This window comes from Chitinophaga filiformis (assembly GCF_900102545.1).
In the GTDB taxonomy this organism is placed as follows: Bacteria; Bacteroidota; Bacteroidia; order Chitinophagales; family Chitinophagaceae; genus Chitinophaga; species Chitinophaga filiformis.
Genome location: NZ_FNBN01000002.1, coordinates 1,320,685 through 1,336,875 on the forward strand (window position 1 = coordinate 1,320,685; position 16,191 = coordinate 1,336,875).

18 protein-coding genes are annotated in these 16,191 nt (G+C 45.2%); 10 read left to right on the plus strand and 8 right to left on the minus strand.

The annotated features are described in order from the left end of the window. Positions 1-52 precede the first annotated feature (52 nt). Both BLR32_RS11770 and BLR32_RS11775 read right to left on the minus strand, forming a co-directional pair. Positions 53-1,420 carry a TlpA family protein disulfide reductase gene (locus BLR32_RS11770; protein WP_089831818.1) on the minus strand — a complete coding sequence of 456 codons (1,368 nt, stop codon included), beginning with the start codon at positions 1,418-1,420 and terminating at the stop codon, positions 53-55. A gap of 221 nt (positions 1,421-1,641) precedes the next feature. Further along, the gene (locus tag BLR32_RS11775; RefSeq protein ID WP_089831821.1) at positions 1,642-1,998 is read right to left on the minus strand and encodes a winged helix-turn-helix transcriptional regulator; all 357 of its coding nucleotides are present in this window, start codon (positions 1,996-1,998) and stop codon (positions 1,642-1,644) included. A 69-nt stretch (positions 1,999-2,067) separates the two neighbouring features. On the opposite strand from BLR32_RS11775, the gene BLR32_RS11780 reads away from it, so the two are divergent. The 3 genes from BLR32_RS11780 to BLR32_RS11790 all read left to right on the plus strand — a co-directional run bounded on the left by BLR32_RS11780 (position 2,068) and on the right by BLR32_RS11790 (position 4,102). Next, positions 2,068-2,949, plus strand: a complete 882-nt coding sequence (locus BLR32_RS11780) for an SDR family NAD(P)-dependent oxidoreductase (protein ID WP_089831823.1) — start codon at positions 2,068-2,070, stop codon at positions 2,947-2,949. Positions 2,950-3,058: 109 nt separating this feature from the next. Further along, complete coding sequence (locus BLR32_RS11785) at positions 3,059-3,472, plus strand: DUF1330 domain-containing protein (RefSeq protein WP_089831826.1); 414 nt, start codon at positions 3,059-3,061, stop codon at positions 3,470-3,472. A gap of 60 nt (positions 3,473-3,532) precedes the next feature. Then, positions 3,533-4,102, plus strand: coding sequence for a Crp/Fnr family transcriptional regulator (locus BLR32_RS11790; protein ID WP_089831829.1), 570 nt, complete (start codon positions 3,533-3,535; stop codon positions 4,100-4,102). Between the two features lie 122 nt (positions 4,103-4,224). Here the strand turns inward: BLR32_RS11790 and BLR32_RS11795 are convergent, their stop codons facing one another. The 5 genes from BLR32_RS11795 to BLR32_RS11815 form a co-directional block, all read right to left on the minus strand. After that, on the minus strand, positions 4,225-5,019 hold the full coding sequence (locus tag BLR32_RS11795) for an ATP-binding cassette domain-containing protein (protein ID WP_089831831.1): 795 nt from the start codon (positions 5,017-5,019) through the stop codon (positions 4,225-4,227). Continuing rightward, entirely contained in the window at positions 5,016-5,792 is a 777-nt protein-coding gene (locus tag BLR32_RS11800) for an ABC transporter permease (RefSeq protein ID WP_089831833.1), read from the minus strand. Before BLR32_RS11800 ends, BLR32_RS11795 begins: the two co-directional genes overlap by 4 nt. A gap of 71 nt (positions 5,793-5,863) precedes the next feature. Beyond that, entirely contained in the window at positions 5,864-7,630 is a 1,767-nt protein-coding gene (locus BLR32_RS11805) for an OmpA family protein (protein ID WP_089831835.1), read from the minus strand. 49 nt (positions 7,631-7,679) lie between these two features. Beyond that, positions 7,680-8,672 carry a hypothetical protein gene (locus tag BLR32_RS11810; RefSeq protein WP_089831837.1) on the minus strand — a complete coding sequence of 331 codons (993 nt, stop codon included), beginning with the start codon at positions 8,670-8,672 and terminating at the stop codon, positions 7,680-7,682. 10 nt (positions 8,673-8,682) lie between these two features. Next, positions 8,683-9,312 carry a hypothetical protein gene (locus tag BLR32_RS11815; RefSeq protein WP_089831838.1) on the minus strand — a complete coding sequence of 210 codons (630 nt, stop codon included), beginning with the start codon at positions 9,310-9,312 and terminating at the stop codon, positions 8,683-8,685. Positions 9,313-10,113: 801 nt separating this feature from the next. Here BLR32_RS11815 and BLR32_RS11820 point away from each other — a divergent pair. The 6 genes from BLR32_RS11820 to BLR32_RS11845 all read left to right on the plus strand — a co-directional run bounded on the left by BLR32_RS11820 (position 10,114) and on the right by BLR32_RS11845 (position 13,875). After that, positions 10,114-10,689 (plus strand): Crp/Fnr family transcriptional regulator, encoded by a 576-nt coding sequence (locus BLR32_RS11820; RefSeq protein WP_089831840.1) that lies wholly within the window; start codon positions 10,114-10,116, stop codon positions 10,687-10,689. 124 nt (positions 10,690-10,813) lie between these two features. Then, on the plus strand, positions 10,814-11,335 hold the full coding sequence (locus tag BLR32_RS11825) for a YceI family protein (RefSeq protein WP_089831842.1): 522 nt from the start codon (positions 10,814-10,816) through the stop codon (positions 11,333-11,335). Between the two features lie 32 nt (positions 11,336-11,367). Beyond that, a complete protein-coding gene (locus BLR32_RS11830; protein WP_089831844.1) occupies positions 11,368-11,586 on the plus strand; it encodes a tautomerase family protein in 219 nt (72 codons plus the stop codon). A gap of 5 nt (positions 11,587-11,591) precedes the next feature. Then, positions 11,592-12,326, plus strand: coding sequence for an SDR family NAD(P)-dependent oxidoreductase (locus BLR32_RS11835; protein WP_089831846.1), 735 nt, complete (start codon positions 11,592-11,594; stop codon positions 12,324-12,326). A 1-nt stretch (position 12,327) separates the two neighbouring features. Then, positions 12,328-12,783, plus strand: a complete 456-nt coding sequence (locus tag BLR32_RS11840; RefSeq protein ID WP_089831848.1) for a nuclear transport factor 2 family protein — start codon at positions 12,328-12,330, stop codon at positions 12,781-12,783. 9 nt (positions 12,784-12,792) lie between these two features. Next, a complete protein-coding gene (locus tag BLR32_RS11845; protein ID WP_089831850.1) occupies positions 12,793-13,875 on the plus strand; it encodes an NAD(P)H-dependent flavin oxidoreductase in 1,083 nt (360 codons plus the stop codon). A gap of 58 nt (positions 13,876-13,933) precedes the next feature. Here the strand turns inward: BLR32_RS11845 and BLR32_RS11850 are convergent, their stop codons facing one another. Next, a complete protein-coding gene (locus BLR32_RS11850; RefSeq protein ID WP_176842243.1) occupies positions 13,934-14,830 on the minus strand; it encodes an alpha/beta fold hydrolase in 897 nt (298 codons plus the stop codon). A gap of 154 nt (positions 14,831-14,984) precedes the next feature. Here BLR32_RS11850 and BLR32_RS11855 point away from each other — a divergent pair, with 154 nt between their 5' ends. Continuing rightward, positions 14,985-16,169, plus strand: a complete 1,185-nt coding sequence (locus BLR32_RS11855; protein WP_089831854.1) for an acyltransferase family protein — start codon at positions 14,985-14,987, stop codon at positions 16,167-16,169. Positions 16,170-16,191: the final 22 nt, after the last annotated feature.

The following is a 16,191-nucleotide window of genomic DNA, read 5'->3' on the forward strand; positions in this document are numbered from 1 at the left end:
TAATCAAGATAACGCCGAAGAGCTATAACATGCCCATGCTCAAAAGTGACTGTCATTTGCCTTCCGGGCAGCTGTTTTTCAGATGGTTTTCTATCAGCTCACTTTTCCCTACCCCCACTATACGTAAAATAATCTTTCCCTCCGGATCGATCAGGATCTGCGTTGGAAATGCCTCTACTTTGAACCTGTTTATAATAGAAGAATTGCTCTTGTCCTTGTTGTCTTCAAACAGATGTGTCCATTTCATTCCGTTTTCCTTAATGAGTTTATCAAGTACAGGAAGGTTCTTCTTCTCATCGTAAGCAATACTGACAATGGAAAGGATATGCTTGTATTTCTGATTAAGACTGGCCAGATCAGATATAGCGCTTATACAGGGCTTACACCAGGAACCCCAGAAATCAAGTAACACATATTTGCCACGCAGTGCGTTGAGTGCAAACGGTTGCCCATCAATAGCAGGACAACTAATGAGATAGGCAAGTTGGCCAGCCTCGCTTCCCACAACGGTACTTCCCTTACCTGTATATTTTAACACTATCTGACTCCCGACAGGATCAATAGCAGCAATATTGTATTTCGCATCCTGCACAAGCAACGTATCTCCCAGGTTGTAAGCAATTGCGGCAGCACTGTCTGAACGCTTGCGGACAAAGATCTTCGTATTGAGTGAATCATAGAAAAATGGGGGGTGGTAGGCCGTCATACATGTAATAGCATATTCTTTCCCTCCGACCTTTGCCATGCCTTCCCTGTACTCGTTCACAAAAGCGACCATGTAATGTTGTTGTTCCTCTGGATTACTATATCCGAATGCAGTTTGATAGGGAGATATTTGAAGGTTTATCTTCCGGCTATATACTTTTCCCTTGTATGCAAACTGGTAGTCAACATCCTGTCCCGGCACAAGCGCCTCTGCGTCTTTTGTATTCATACCTGGTGCAGCTGTGTCATAGATCAGCTGTCTGTCATCGCTAAAATCAAGGTTATTATTTGCATCCGTTATAAGTATCCGTTTGCCGTCAGCTGTAATGCCCGAAAGAATGTGTACCGTATGCTTTATCGGCATACCACTCAGGAACGAGGTGTCTGTATGCTGCCGGTTTAACTCCTTTACAAGCATATCCGGCGGCATTTTTCCACCCAGGCGTTTGTATAATTCATACATTCCCTGCAGAGGTTGAAGGTCCAATTCTTTGATCATTGTCTGGGTTAAACCGGAGGGTATCCCCTTGAATGTCTTTGTGGAGTCGAAATTAAAGCTTCCTGGCCCGTAAAGATTTGTCGGATTCAGACTTGGCGTCCAGGGTCCTTTCCCAATCACCGTCTTTAAAGAAACCCTGATCTCTGATTGAGCGTGGGCATTCCCCATCAACGATCCGGCAAAGGCGAGTAATGCGATAAATGGTCCTTTTCTCATACGTGTCTGGTTAACTTAACTGTGATTGAATATAAGCCTTACATTACTTATATCAAAATATTCAACGTCCGATGTCCATATAATACCTGTTCAATAATGATTGTATTGAAACGGGAAAGGCTAATTTCCTGTCATGATCCCTTGTGGGATGAGTTTGAAAACTTTGCAGCTTAGCCGCAAAAGACAAGTTGAATGGGTTTTAACCAGGGCAAAATATGAGCTCACGTAGTCGTAGTCTTTGCTTTTTTCAACTCTGCACGGTGGTTCTCTCCCCACTTGATCATTTCATCGACCATTGGTTTGAGGCTTTTGCAATATGGCGTCACAGTATAGGTAACGGTGACTGGCAGTGAGTCATACACGGTGCGTATCAACAACCGGTTCTCTTCCAGATCTTTAAGTTCTTTGGAAAGCACACGGGTAGTAATATTGGGCACAGCACGTTGGATGTCACGAAAGCGGCTATTGCCATTATTGACGGCCATCATGATGGGCAATTTCCACTTGCCGCTGATCACAAACAGGGTGTCCTGTACGTACTTGATTTTCTGCTCAATATTTAATTCCTTCTTAGCCATGTTGGTATCCTTTAAGTAACTGGCATCAAAAGTATACCATTATGCCGGTAGCTTTGTAAAAAAATTAGAATGGCAAAAACGGTATTAATCACTGGTGCTACCAGTGGCATTGGCAAGGCGGCTGCGTTGCAGCTGGCAAAGCAGGGCTACCAGGTAATCATTCATGGAAGAAATGCGAAAAAAACGGAGGCTGCAAGGCAAGAGATCATTACTGCCAGCGGGCACGAGCATGTCAGTGCGACAACGGCCGACCTTTACAGTCTGAGCGATGTGCGCAGGATGTGTGCTGAAATACAAGCACAAGTTTCCGGTCTTGATATACTGATCAACAATGCGGGCGGGTTGATGGGTAAAGAAAGGGAGATCACACAGGAAGGATTTGAAAAGACTTTTGCAGTCAATGTGCTGGCGCCTTTCCTGATCACGCAATTATTAATGGGCTTGCTGATAAAATCTGATGACGCCCGCATTATCAACGTCGCATCAAATTCTCACCAGTTAAATGCTAAACCAGCCTTCGATGATGTACAACTGAAAAAGCAGTATAACCCATTACGTTCATATGGTAACGCGAAGTTATTTCTGATTTGGAATACCCAGCACCTGGCTGCACTGTTGGAAAAGGACGGCATTACAAATGTACGGGCATACACCATGCATCCGGGAGCGGTGGCTACCAGCTTCGGTGTTGGTAGTGATCTTGGACCGGTACTGAATTTTGTCAGTAAGCTGGCTCGTTTTTTCTTCCGGAGTCCTGAGGCTGGTGCAGATACCATTGTATACCTGGCTACAGAGAAAAATGTGCCGGGTAAGTCAGGCGACTATTTCGTAGACAGGAAACCGGCTAAGAAAAGTACCAGGTATTTTACACCGCAGCGCGAGCAGCTTATCTGGAACTATTGCCTGGGGCAAATAGATACCATCGGTTCACATAGACAGTCTTTTTTATAAAACTACTTTAATTTTAATCTTATCCTAATCCTGTTACTTTGCTACATACATAGAGGAACGCAGGCGGGCCCCCTGTGTTCCTTAATTCACCATCAATAGTAGTAAAGACATGAAAACAACTGAGATCAACAAATCAGCATTACAGACGACAGGCACATTGGCACCGGATGGACCAGTATATATGCTAAATCTGCTGCGTTATAAGGAATATGCAGATTATAACAATGCTGCAGGTACTTCACCCTGCTCCGGCCGCGAGGTCTACATGCAGCGATATGTCAGGGAATTCAGGCGGCTGGCCGACGAACACGGCGTCAGATTATTATTCCTCGGCAATGTAGGCATAAACCTTGTGGCGCCGGATACAGAGCAGTGGGATGATGTTGCACTAGTTGAATATCCTGATTTCTCCACATTCCGCAATATTGTAGCCAGCAATGCGTATCTTGAAAATGCCGAGCCTCACAGGCTGGCTGCATTGGAAGACTGGCGGCTGATCGCTACCAATAAAGTACCCCTGTGATCATTCCCTCCCGGGAGGTTCACAACCAGTGCAGGTATCTTTTTTAATAAACAGCTGAAAATGAACGAATCAATTCTGAAGAATTTCGAAAGACACATTTCCCTGGATGCCTCAGAAATTGAATATGTTCAGTCTCTGCTACTGTCTAAAAAGGTGAAGAAAAACTCGGTGCTTCTGAAAACCGGAGACATCAGCAGATACATTTATTTTGTTGTGAAAGGATGCCTGCGCATGTACAATACCGATGACAAAGGTGTGCAGCATATCGTCACCTTTGCCCCGGAAGGCTGGTGGTCGGTCGACCTATCCAGCTTTTATACCGGCGGACCGGCTTTTTATACAATAGATGCATTAGAAGATACAGAAGTGCTCTTTCTTAGTAACGAAAGCGTGGAATTGCTGTATGAGAAAGTGCCAAAATTTGAACGCTTCTTCCGTATTTTCTTTGCGAATGGATTAGTATTGTACCAACGCCGGATGACAGCCCTCATTTCCCAATCCGCTGAGGAGCGGTACTTTCAGTTTCAAAAGCGCTATCCAGGTCTTGAGCAAAGAATTGCACAAAAGCATATTGCTTCTTATTTAGGTATTACGCCCGTCTTCTTAAGTATGCTGCGTAAACGTCTCTGATAGAACAGTACAAAAAAACGAAGGCCGTCTCAGATGAGACGGACCTTCTTGCTGGGTTAACAAATGCGCTTGTTGCGCAGGTATTTCAGGTAAGGGATAACAGGAGCTGACCCGTTATTACGTTATAAACCAGCCTTTATTTCATCTAATGTATCAGCGAAGGCTTTTTCACGCCGTACATCCTTTTGCCAGGCCAGACCTCTTTCCAGAAGATCTATTTCCTGCTTAACAGTAGCTCCCGGCTGCCCTTCCTCTTTTCCGAGGATGAATACAGTATCGGAAATAGCTACACTTGTTTCAATATCGTGCGAAACGATTATGAGGGTTTTCAATTCATCGGAGACCGACACCTGCAACAACATATCAACTACTTTATCCAATACGCAGATATCCAGGCCAGAAAAGGGTTCATCAAACAGGAGAAAGGCCGATCCTTTTAGCAACTGTTGCATAATACTGGCGCGCTGACGCTGACCGCCCGACAACTGCTGCGGGTATTTGTGGAGACTATCTGTTATCTCAAATGCATTGGCCCATTTTTCAATGGCTTCCTTTTCATTTCCCTTCAGGGCAGGATTCTGCCTGACTGCCATCTGCAATGACTGATAGATTGTCTTCCATTCAAACAGGTAATAGTGCTGGAATACAACGCCCATATCACCTGCTTCCACCTTCTTGTTACCAAATATGGTGATGCTTCCTGAAGTTGGTTGCTGTAAGCCAGCCATGAGGCGGAACAACTGTGTTTTACCAATCCCACTCCTTCCCAGTAAAGACACGACCTGTCCCTGACTCATGCCGGGGCGTACGATATTCCGGACCGCAAAATTGATGTCCCTCAAGATGGGACGTTCGCCGTAAGTAAGGTTAATATGCTCTGCCTGTAAGAGCACTTCCTCTTTCGTATACTGCATCATGATGTTTTCTGTGATCTGGTGTAAGGAAATAGCCAGCTACGAATGGTTGCCAGCAGATAGTCGAAGAACAATCCCAGCAGGAATATCAACAGCTGCAATGCCAGTACGTTGGTCAGATCGTTATACTTATTGTATTTGATCAGCAATGCCCCTATCCCACCCTCGCTCATGCTCAGACCTTCCACCATCGTGATCATCAGCCACGAGATGGCAAAGTTGTGCTGAAGGATTTCGAGGACTTTGTCTGCCTTGCCTATGATGATCACCTCGTATAAGATGCGCCAGCGGTTATAACCGAGCGTCTTACACAGGTCATATTCCTGTTGGGGAATATGGATGATCACAGACAGGAAGGATGTGACAAAGAAGGGTACAATACCACATATCAGCAACCATAGCTTAAGTGCACTACCATTCTGCGTCAGCAGGGTAAATACGAAAATCAGTCCTGCCAGGGTGAGGTACCGGCATTTTACAATAAACAACGCGATACCTTTAAAGAAGGGCAATACCGACAGATAAGCTATGATCAACGTAATAACAATAGCGTACAACATGGCCTGTACTGTCAGTGCAAGGCTTGTCAGCACATTATCTATCAGTACTTTGGTAGTAGATAGATGCGCCAGGGCTGCCAGCACTTTACCGGGTTGCGGCATTAGCCCATCGGATGAGATATGCCACAGCAGCAGGGCCAGGATAACCTGCGACACTACCATGATCAGGAATGTCTGTTTACTGATAATGGCAAAGGGTTGAAATAATTTCTTCATGCGGATAATGTTTTATAAAAAGAAGAAAGAAGATAGCCGCCGTTCCTGCCGACGGCTATCCGGGCTAATTGTTACTGACCTAAGACGATTTCCACCCTTCTGTTTTGTCTTCTGCCAGCCTCTGTGTCGTTATCAGCTACAGGTTTGGATGCACCAAAACCTTTCGCCTCTACACGATTCACAGAAAGCCCTTTCTTCACCAGGTAATCTTTAACGGCAGCTGCACGTTTCTCTGACAACGGCACGTTGATATCATCAGCACCAACGTTGTCGGTATGTCCGTATACACCTACCTTCAATCCTTCTGCTACCACTGCAGATTCAAAAATCTCGTTCAGCATTTTGAGTGAGGAAGGTTTGATCGTAGCAGAACCGGTTTCAAACTCTATGCTGTAGGATTTTGAGGATACTTCCGAAGTGATCTCTGAAGCATACTTCGTCTCAATTGCCTTACCTTCCAGCAGTTCCGGGTGGTTGGATAATACGGAGAACAGGAATGATTTGTCTACCGCTTTCTCATAAGGCATAAATGAAGGCATCAGAGTTGGATACATTTTCACCATCAGGTTACCGAAAGTGTTGTACACGGCTTTATACCTGTCTATTTTGTCCTCACCCAATCCGAAGGTGTTGGCCATATCCTGCAGGTTAAATACCGCAGATCCACCCAATGATACCTTCAGTCCCTGGATATCCTTTTCCTCCACGCCATTGTAATATTTCAACCAGTAGTTAGCATCCTGTTCGTTATATACTTCAGCACTTACTTTAGCAGCAAAGGCCTTCGCATCGTTGAAAGAACGTACCTGGTCGCCCGCCTGTGCCAGGGCGATGATCATATTCTCGATATCGGTCCTGTGATCGTATGCCCATTTCTTGATGGCGATAGTCTGGTTAGGCATCTGGGAAGCATACTGCCTTGTATTGGCAATAGTTACCAGACCACCTTTCTTCACTGATACGTTTACGTCGCCCGGTGTCCAGGTGGCCACAGCATCCACACCTACAGTGGTATCTTTACCGGTAGTTTTACCATTCACCACTACCTTGCGGCTTTCGGTATAACCGGTGATATACTTATTCGGTGCGTCGAGGAAGTCGTTCGCAGCAATAATGTTGATCGCCGTAGCATCGTAGGTGGTTTCATCGGGGTTTACCTTTAGACCATTGTCGCCAGCCCATTTCAACAGGATATTGATGTCGCCATCGCGCAGTACACCTGCCACACATTTACCAATAGCGTTTTTAGGATCTGCCTTCCATAGCTGAGGACCCATTACCTGGTCTTCACCATATGACTTACCGTGTGTAACAGGTATGATCACAGGCTGATATTCAGGTCCCAGTGGTTCCAGCTCTTTTGATAATGAAGTCATAAACGCAGGCATACCGTCTCCCATGAAGGTGATGAGCACACCCGGTGTATTCGGGTCCTTTTTATATTCCTGGGCAAATTTCACGAGGTCGGCCATCTGCTTGTTACAGTCGTCCTGCCTTACATAGGTGATGTCCAGTTTTGCATTATCAAACAGGGATCCTTTGGTAGTACGTACACCACCGTTAGCATACATGGCTGAGAACTGGCTGTTCCATGCCATACGTAACCAGGTGATCTGTGTACCTCCGTTGCCTGCAGGTTCATTACCGGGCAAAGGCGCCTGTACAGCGTTACCGCTTAAAGATGCGTCTGGCGCGTCAGGTAGTACTACCTTACCTACCTCCAGTGATTCGCCCACTTGTTTCGGGCGGCCCTGGTACCATCTTACGCCTACGATACCGGCTGCTACTACGGCAGCAATAATGAAAAGTTTTCCTGCGGGTTTTAATTTGATTGCCATTTTATACTGTGTTTAGTTTGTGTTCTTAAAAATTGCGTTGTGATAAATATTAGTCCAGTAAGCCTCTGTGCCTGTCTGGCGCCTGCACTCCCTTCAATCTTCCGCTGTCGCTGTTTTTGTTCAGCGCAGATTGCGTATAGTTGAAATCGGAATGCACATCGAAACTGTTGATCAATTCTATTGCCTGTGCTGACTTGGCCTTATCCTCCAGGACTTTATCATCCATAAAGCGGGAGGTAACGTCGATGGCCGATTTGATGTGGCCGATCTTCTCCCCGATACGTACTTTCAGTATAGCCAGCGCCTTTTCAGCATCCTGGTTCAGACCATCGTCGCCCTTGAAGGCTTTCATAGCACTGCTCACGGCGGATAACCCGGTAGTGACAGAGTAATACAGGTCTTTCTTTGCTTCCAGGTCAAGCTTAGCGTCTTCCAGCATGATGCCGCTTTCTTCATATGCAGCATCAGCGAAAGAAACCAGCTTGTTCAGGTCTCCCACGATGGGCGTTACATTGTCTATGTATTCCCTGCAGCGGATCACATTGTTGGCATACAGATCTATCTGCCTGTTGTTTTTATTTTCGTTCTGCAGGATCTTTACCTTCTGTATGTTCAGCTGTAATTCCTTTTCCTTTTCTTTCAGCTTGTCCAGCAATTCGCTCTGCTTACCTTTCAGTTTGGCGCTTTGTTTGAACAGCGTGTTCCTGTCCTCATAACCCTGATCGATCTTTGCCTGCAGAATCGCAAATGGATTCAGTTCTATGGCCAGACCAACCGTGTAGTTAGCAATGAACTCCGAAAAGTATTTCAGCGCCCGCCAGAACTTTTTGTTGGTGAACAGCATCAGCAGGAAACCGAGTATGACACCACCGATCACCAGGTTGACGAGGTTCCAGGTTACTGTCACCAGCCATGGTAATACATAGGTGGCAAATGCATAGCCCAGGCCCGCAAAGAGGGAGATACCCACTACTGTGGTGGCTACATTTTTAGGCTCGGAAAACCAGTTTGTTTTTACGGCCCTATTCATTACTTCATTCATGTTGTATGTTTTAAAGTATGTGTTGCTTTATTTTTTCGATGTCCTGCAGCAGCTTGTTCCTGTTGCCTGTCATGGCAGCTTCGTAACCGCTGGTATTGTTTTCGATCTTCGCTTCGTTCTCTGCGATCTCCTGTGTGAGCACACCGATCTGTTGCTGCAGGTTTTGTATTTCCTGCGACAGCTTTTGTATGCGCGCCTGCACCTCGTCTACTTCCTTTTTCTTGTTCTGGACTTTATCCAGCAAGGCCTGGTCTACCGTGTTATGAAAGGCTGCAGCATCTGCATCCAGTATCTTCAGGTATTCCTGGGCCGAGGACAGGAGCTTTTGTTTGTCCAGTCCCTGTGCCTGCAAACCGGCGAAGGCAGCAGTGAAGCGGGCGCCTTCGTCTTTGATGACATGCATCGCTTCCGTCATTTTCGCGAACTCATAGTAGTCCGGACCGGGAAGGTTTGCGTCAGCAAACAACTTGTTGAAGTAGTCGCTGAACTTGTGATCCGTATCTCCGGAAGTACGTATTTCCGTATTACGCGGAGGCGGCGGAGATGCTTGCGCAGACGGTGTTGCAGCATCCGCTTCTTTTTTTTCCTTATCCTCCATTTCTATGAAGGCGGATAAGATTTTTTTACCTAGTGAAGGCATAACATTTGATTTTATAAGGGTGAATGAATCACTGAGTAATGGGCATAGCTCCGCCAGCACGACCTTTCATCGCGTTTTTTTCCTAAAGCCTTATCGGGGGAAAAGGAGGCAGACACTGCCTGACATGCGGGGGCAGATAGCTATGGCGCCAGTATTACTGACACGTAGCCTGCCGTTGGTGATGACGTATAAGAATGCCTGCAATGGCAATCTGTATAGCCAACGACTGGAAGTTTTACATTGTAGTTTGGAAATTTGTACGAATGAATAAAACCCAGGTTTTGTACCTGCTGAGCCGCTTCGCAACTCCGTTAAATTCTGTACTGTAGATTTTCTTTACAGGGTGGGAATTTCCGGTGGTTATAGCTCTTCAATGAAGGCGAGCTATCATCTTACCCGAAATGTTGTTTGTCATGTTCTTTGGAGATTGACTCCGCTTTGTTTGATGACGTAAAGATATGACGGTGTTAACACTTCCTTCACAAATACCAATACAAGCGGTTATTTTTGTTGTAGAATGGTTGCCGGATTTGATGATCGGCAATATAAAGGTATAAGTGCAAATATAGGAGGTTGAACGGCACATTCCTGATTTGAACGGAGGCCCAATAATGACCTTACAATCAAATAATTGCAAGGGTAAGCCAGATGCAGAAATCCCCGGGAAACTTATCAAGTGACCGAAAAGAAAATACTGCAAAATCCCCTCTTCCAACCACCCACAATATACTGATAACCATCTACTTCTACATAAAAAAACCCCTCGTTAAATTATCCCGGCAGTTTCCCTATCTTTAAAACATGAATAGCCGGGAATTATTAAAACAGCACATTTTTAAAACCATAACGCTGACTGACGAGCAGTTTGACTACTTCTTTTCACATTTTACCCCCCTGTCCTTCAAAAAGGGCCAGACGATCATTAGTGAGGGTGATGAGGTAGACTGCGAATACTTTGTCGTTTCCGGCTGTTTAAAGGCATTTTTTATCAATGATGACATTAAGATGTACATCCTGCAGTTTGCCATGCCTACGTGGTGGACATCTGATTACAATGCGCTTTACAGTCATTCCCGCGCTACTATTAATGTTGATTGTATTACGGATGCTGAAGTTCTTTGCCTGAAGAGTGCAGACCGCGAAAAGCTCTGTGCTGAAATACATCCGATAGAACATTTCTTTCGCTGGCGAACAAACAGGGGTTATGTAGCTTCCCAGAAAAGGCTCCTTTCTTTTATGAATAATGACGCCAAAAAACGGTACGAAGAGTTGTTGGCCCTCTACCCCGAATTATATAACCTGGTACCGAAACACCTGATAGCCGCTTACCTGGGTATTACCAGGGAAACATTGAGCAGGCTTTATAACAACCGTTAACCTTCCCTTCGATGTGATGTATGTCACATAATTACTGAATGTGATGTACGTCACGTAACCGCCTTGAAATTCCGTCCTTTCTTTGTGTTGTCAAATCAAACGTAAACAATTAAACATACACAAAATGGAAACGAGAAAATTTCAAATCGTAAACGCACAAAGTAATATAGACTGGACCGGCCGTAAAGTAACCGGCGCACACAATGGTACGATAGGCATCAAGGATGGTACATTGATCCTTACTGATGGTAAATTATCTGGTGGTAATTTCGTCATAGATACCACTTCCATCAAAATCCTGGACGTAACAGATCCTGCAACAAATGCACAATTTGCCGGACACCTGGCTTCAGATGATTTCTTTTCTATCGACAAATATCCTGAAGCTACCCTACAGATCACAGGCGTATCAGGTAATCATGTACAAGGCGATCTTACTATTAAAGGGATCACTCATCCCGTTGCTTTTGATGTCACCATCAATTCCAGCAATGGCGACACCGTGACTGCCACCGGTAAGCTGGTTATTGACCGTACCAAATATGGCATTAGGTTCCGTTCCGGCAATTTCTTCAAAGACCTTGGAGATACACTGATCTACAACGATTTCGATCTGGATGTAACTATCACAGCTAAAGCTGCCTGATATTAATACTTCACCCCTAAAAATTTAAGAACATGCCTTACGTAAAGATTGAACTCACCCGCGAAGGAGTCACCCGTGAGCAGAAACAACAACTGATCAAGGGCGTAACAGACCTGATCACCGATGTACTCAATAAAGATCCCCAGCTAACACATGTTGTCATACAGGAAGTGAACCTGGACGACTGGGGATTCGCAGGCGAACAGGTATCTGTTCTCCGCGAAAAAGGGATTACAGCAGATAAAAAATAAGCACAATGAAAACGCAAACAGTAATAGTGACCGGTGCATCATCCGGTATTGGTAAAGAAGTAGCAAGATACTTTCTTCAAAGAGGAGATAATGTAGTCATCAATTCCAGCACAGCAGATAAACTGGAAACAGCTTTTAAAGAACTCGGCGGAGGTAGCCATCTCGCGATGGTGGCTGGTAATATAAGCGACAAAAAGACTGGTGAAAAACTGGTAGCTACCGCAGTTGAAAAATTCGGCTCCGCAGATGTACTGGTCAACAACGCCGGTATATTTGAAACGAAACCATTCCTTGAAGTGGATGAAGCTTACCTGGACCGCTTTCTGAACACTAACCTGAAAGGTACTTATTTCACCACTCAGGCCGTTATTCCTCAGATGCTGAAACAGCACAGTGGCGTAGTCATCAACATAGGTACTCCCCTCGTTCATCATGCCCTGGCTGGCGTACCTATCACCGCGCCTATGTCCAGCAAAGGGGCCATCCACTCACTGACGCTTCAACTGGCAGCTGAATTCGGTAAAGATAATATCCGGGTAAATACCATTGCACCAGGTACAATTCGTACACCGATGCATGGCGATGATGCTGATAATACCGCCGGCCTTCACTTGCTGAACCGCATCGGCGAAGTGGAAGACGTTGCAGAAATGGTGTATACGGTTGCAAAGAGTAACTTCATCACTGGCGCTATCATCAATGTAGACGGTGGTGCAGGCGCCGGGCATAATATCAGTTGATATGAAAAAATTATTGTCAATACTCGCTTTTATGGCCTGCATTCCGCTGGCCATAAAAGCTCAAAAGGCAAATCACATGGACACACAAAAAGCTGATGTAGCAGCTATTTCCGAAATACTGGAAAGCTATTACTTCAAAGGTATTTATGAGGGCAACCTCGATCTTCTGAAACCTGTATATCATCCCGGCACTTTACTTTTCGGAGATGTAAAAGGACAACCTTACGCCAAAACCCTGGAGCAATATCTGGATGGTGTTGCGCACCGCCAGAGTCCCAAAGATTCAGGTAAACCATTTAAGGGAGATATTATATCTGTCAAAGTGGTGAACTCTATCGCAATAGCGGAGGTGAAGGTAAAAATGTATGACTTTAATTATCACGAGTTTTTATCTTTCCATAAGATAGATGGCAAATGGCTTATCGTCAATAAAATGATCAGCGACGTTCAGAAATAATTTTCAATCATGTGGTATAATACAAAAGTAACGGAGATGCTAGGTATTGAATACCCGATCTTTCAGGGTCCTTTCGGAGGCCGTCTGTCTTCAGCAGAGCTGGTGGCTGCGGTATCGAATGCCGGAGGACTGGGCGGCTACGGCGCTTATACACTGACGCCGCAGGAGATCATCGCTATAGATGAGGAGATCAAAGCTGCTACCGGTAACCCTTACAATATTAACCTCTGGGTTTCAGATACTGATGCCATCAATGGCACAGCTACGGATGACATGTATGAAGCCGTAAAAGTACTTTTCAGGCCCTACTTTGACGAAGCGAATGTTCCATTACCGGAGAAGCCTGCCCCCTTTAAAAGCAGGTATGAGAACCAGGTGGACGTTATCCTGGATATCCGTCCAAAAGTTTTCAGCTTCGTGTTTGGCATACCATCAGCAGATATACTGGAACAGTGCCGTAAACGGGGCATCATCACCGCAGGTGCAGCTACTACATTGGATGAGGCCATCGCACTTGAAAATGCCGGCGTAGACCTGATCATCGCATCCGGTTTCGAGGCAGGAGGTCACCGTCCCTCCTTCCTGGGTTCAGCAACGGCCTCCTTCATGGGTACTTTTGTATTGCTTCAATTGATCAGGGAAAAGGTGAAAACACCCGTCATCGCTGCCGGCGGCATTGCTAATGGCAAGGGTATTGCTGCAGCATTGACACTTGGCGCCAGCGGGGCACAAGTAGGGACAGCCTTTCTGGCCTGCGACGAGTCCAACGCCCTGCCCATTCATAAACAGCTATTATTCTCTGACGCTGCGAAATATACAACACTATCAAGGGCTTTCACCGGCAGACTTGGCCGGGGACTTGCTAACAGGATCACCAAAGAAACCGGACACGAAAGCCCTGTTCTTCCCTTTCCCCTGCAGTCTGCATTTGTCTCGTCGCTGAGAAGTGCTGCAGTTGAACAACAGAAATGGGATATGGTTTATTTCTGGAGCGGACAAATTGCACCCATACTGAAGCATACAAAGGCCACGGCATTGATGCAATCGTTAATAGAAGAAACTTCTGCCTGTTTCATTGATCTGAAGGTTTAAAGGCAGATGGTCAACCAGATGTAAGCAAAAAGACTACTTCATGTAGTCTTTTTGTCGTTTATGGCTCATTGGAGGAAGCTCCTATCTTTTCGATCGCCTGCGTCAGCCGCGTATTGAACTCCGAAGGATTTTCATTCATAGGATAATGTCCCGTTCCATGAATGGGTAACAACATATATGCAATGCCTTTCTTCGTCAATGCAGCCGTATCAGTAGGCGTATAATCACTGTTAATAAGGTAGATTGTCTTTTTCAAAGACGCCAGTTTATCACTTCCCGGATAACTGTCTCCCCTCTCGAGGCAGTCAATGGCAATAAGGGTATCAGCATTGGCTATATCATTTAATACCTTCGCCTTTACCAAAGTATCTGTTGTAGATGAGAATAAGTACTGACTGGAATACGGCAACACTACTGCCTTATAATTTTGCCTTGCACCCTTGTAAAAATTGGCAGCAGCAGTATCAGGTTGCGTCGGATCCCATCCGGCATTCTTGAAATTATCTACACCCACTAAACCGATCACCCGGTCTTTATTTTGCAGCGCAGCCTCGACAATGATATTCCCACTCATGGAGTGCCCCACAAGGATAACATTCTTTAAATCCAGCTGTTGCATAACAGCGGAGAGGTCCTCACCATATGCCTCCACCGTCCATTTTTCCCTGTTTTTCCCGGAAGTGCCGAAACCCGGAAGATCGACAGCCACCACCCGGTATTTTGATTGGAAGAAGTCAAACTGGTCTTTCCAATAGCCCTTATTGATGCACCAGCCATGTACAAAAAGCAGGGTGGTATCTCCTTTTTTACTGTCATCGTAATTAATATTCACTCCCTGATTATTTATCTTTACCGCTTCACTGGCGGGCGTTTCCTTTTCAGGAGCTGCCTGGTGGCAGGCAAACAGGGTGGCTGACAATACTGCCATCAAGGTTACAGGTGAATAGCGCTTCATAAACATGCTTTCTGATAATTACCGACAAATTAAGAAAAATCTGGTCAGATCACCAGCTTTATGCAACCTTCAGAGGCCCCTTACGACTTTATTATAGGGCTGATGTTGCCTGTATTCAACTTGTCATCATAAATAATTCAGGGTCACACTAAAAATGATAAAAAACATTCAGCGGGATACATGGATAGATTATCTGCGGGCTGCAATCACGGTACTGGTAGTTGCTCATCATTCCTCCCTTGCCTATACCACCTTCGCACATTTTGACAAAGCAGCGTATATCAACTCCACTCATCCTATCGTGGATAACAGGAGATGGATAGGACTGGATATTTTTGAGAATTTCAACGACATATTTTTCATGTCGCTGATGTTTTTCATCGGAGGACTGTTCCTTACCAAAAGCATCGCTAAAAAAGGTACAATGGCTTTTATCAGGGATAGATGCCTGCGATTGTTCATCCCTTTTATTTTCATCGGAACACTGTCAAATCTGATCGCTCATTTCCCGTCTTTCTATATAGCTCACAATGATGGCAATATCAAAGCATATATAGTTGACTTCTTTACTGTTGAAAAATGGCCTGTAGGTCCACCCTGGTTCATATGGGTACTGTTTGCCTTTAACCTGCTGTTTGCGCTGATATATGCGCTTGCTAAAAATATCTTCAATAATACAGGCAGCCGGATCAGCCGCCTTGCTAATCGTCCTGTGCTTTGTTTCTTCCTGTTAGCTATACTGACATGGATACTATATGTACCGGCAGCCTATAACATCGGAGCCGGTACATGGACTGGCTGGGGGCCGTTCGACTTCCAGCTAAGCCGTATCCTGTTATACTTCGGTTATTTTATAACAGGCGCTATTATCGGGAATTCAGATTTTCATAATGGCATCTTTGCCAGGGATTCTATGCTGGTTAACAGATGGAAAATATGGGTAGTACTGGCGCTGGTCGTCTATTGCATCCTGACAGTAAGCGGGGAAAATAATGTGCTTAAGAATCTTGTTGTGAATCGAGTATTACCTGAGTTCACAGCATGGATGATCTACTATACTGTTTATGTATTTTCCTGTGTCCTGAGCTGTATCGCTTTCCTGACCACCTTCAGGGTTATCGCCAACACGCCGAAAGCATGGATGGATTCATTGGCTGCCAACGCGTACCTGATATACCTGATTCACTACATCTTCGTGCTCTGGACACAGCTGTTCATGCTGGATCTCGCTACGCCGGTATTTGCGAAATTCCTGATCGTATTTTTAAATGCGCTGGCTCTCAGCTGGATGATCAGCATCTTTTTAAGAAGATTTCATTTTGCAAAGAAGTATCTGTAAAACAGTTTGTCATCACAAAACA

Coding starts and splice junctions, on each gene's coding strand:
- BLR32_RS11770 (WP_089831818.1), bottom strand. CDS start 1,420: ATGAGAAAAGGACCATTTATCGCATTACTCGCCTTTGCCGGATCGTTG.
- BLR32_RS11775 (WP_089831821.1), bottom strand. CDS start 1,998: ATGGCTAAGAAGGAATTAAATATTGAGCAGAAAATCAAGTACGTACAG.
- BLR32_RS11780 (WP_089831823.1), top strand. CDS start 2,068: ATGGCAAAAACGGTATTAATCACTGGTGCTACCAGTGGCATTGGCAAG.
- BLR32_RS11785 (WP_089831826.1), top strand. CDS start 3,059: ATGAAAACAACTGAGATCAACAAATCAGCATTACAGACGACAGGCACA.
- BLR32_RS11790 (WP_089831829.1), top strand. CDS start 3,533: ATGAACGAATCAATTCTGAAGAATTTCGAAAGACACATTTCCCTGGAT.
- BLR32_RS11795 (WP_089831831.1), bottom strand. CDS start 5,019: ATGATGCAGTATACGAAAGAGGAAGTGCTCTTACAGGCAGAGCATATT.
- BLR32_RS11800 (WP_089831833.1), bottom strand. CDS start 5,792: ATGAAGAAATTATTTCAACCCTTTGCCATTATCAGTAAACAGACATTC.
- BLR32_RS11805 (WP_089831835.1), bottom strand. CDS start 7,630: ATGGCAATCAAATTAAAACCCGCAGGAAAACTTTTCATTATTGCTGCC.
- BLR32_RS11810 (WP_089831837.1), bottom strand. CDS start 8,672: ATGAATGAAGTAATGAATAGGGCCGTAAAAACAAACTGGTTTTCCGAG.
- BLR32_RS11815 (WP_089831838.1), bottom strand. CDS start 9,312: ATGCCTTCACTAGGTAAAAAAATCTTATCCGCCTTCATAGAAATGGAG.
- BLR32_RS11820 (WP_089831840.1), top strand. CDS start 10,114: ATGAATAGCCGGGAATTATTAAAACAGCACATTTTTAAAACCATAACG.
- BLR32_RS11825 (WP_089831842.1), top strand. CDS start 10,814: ATGGAAACGAGAAAATTTCAAATCGTAAACGCACAAAGTAATATAGAC.
- BLR32_RS11830 (WP_089831844.1), top strand. CDS start 11,368: ATGCCTTACGTAAAGATTGAACTCACCCGCGAAGGAGTCACCCGTGAG.
- BLR32_RS11835 (WP_089831846.1), top strand. CDS start 11,592: ATGAAAACGCAAACAGTAATAGTGACCGGTGCATCATCCGGTATTGGT.
- BLR32_RS11840 (WP_089831848.1), top strand. CDS start 12,328: ATGAAAAAATTATTGTCAATACTCGCTTTTATGGCCTGCATTCCGCTG.
- BLR32_RS11845 (WP_089831850.1), top strand. CDS start 12,793: ATGTGGTATAATACAAAAGTAACGGAGATGCTAGGTATTGAATACCCG.
- BLR32_RS11850 (WP_176842243.1), bottom strand. CDS start 14,830: ATGAAGCGCTATTCACCTGTAACCTTGATGGCAGTATTGTCAGCCACC.
- BLR32_RS11855 (WP_089831854.1), top strand. CDS start 14,985: ATGATAAAAAACATTCAGCGGGATACATGGATAGATTATCTGCGGGCT.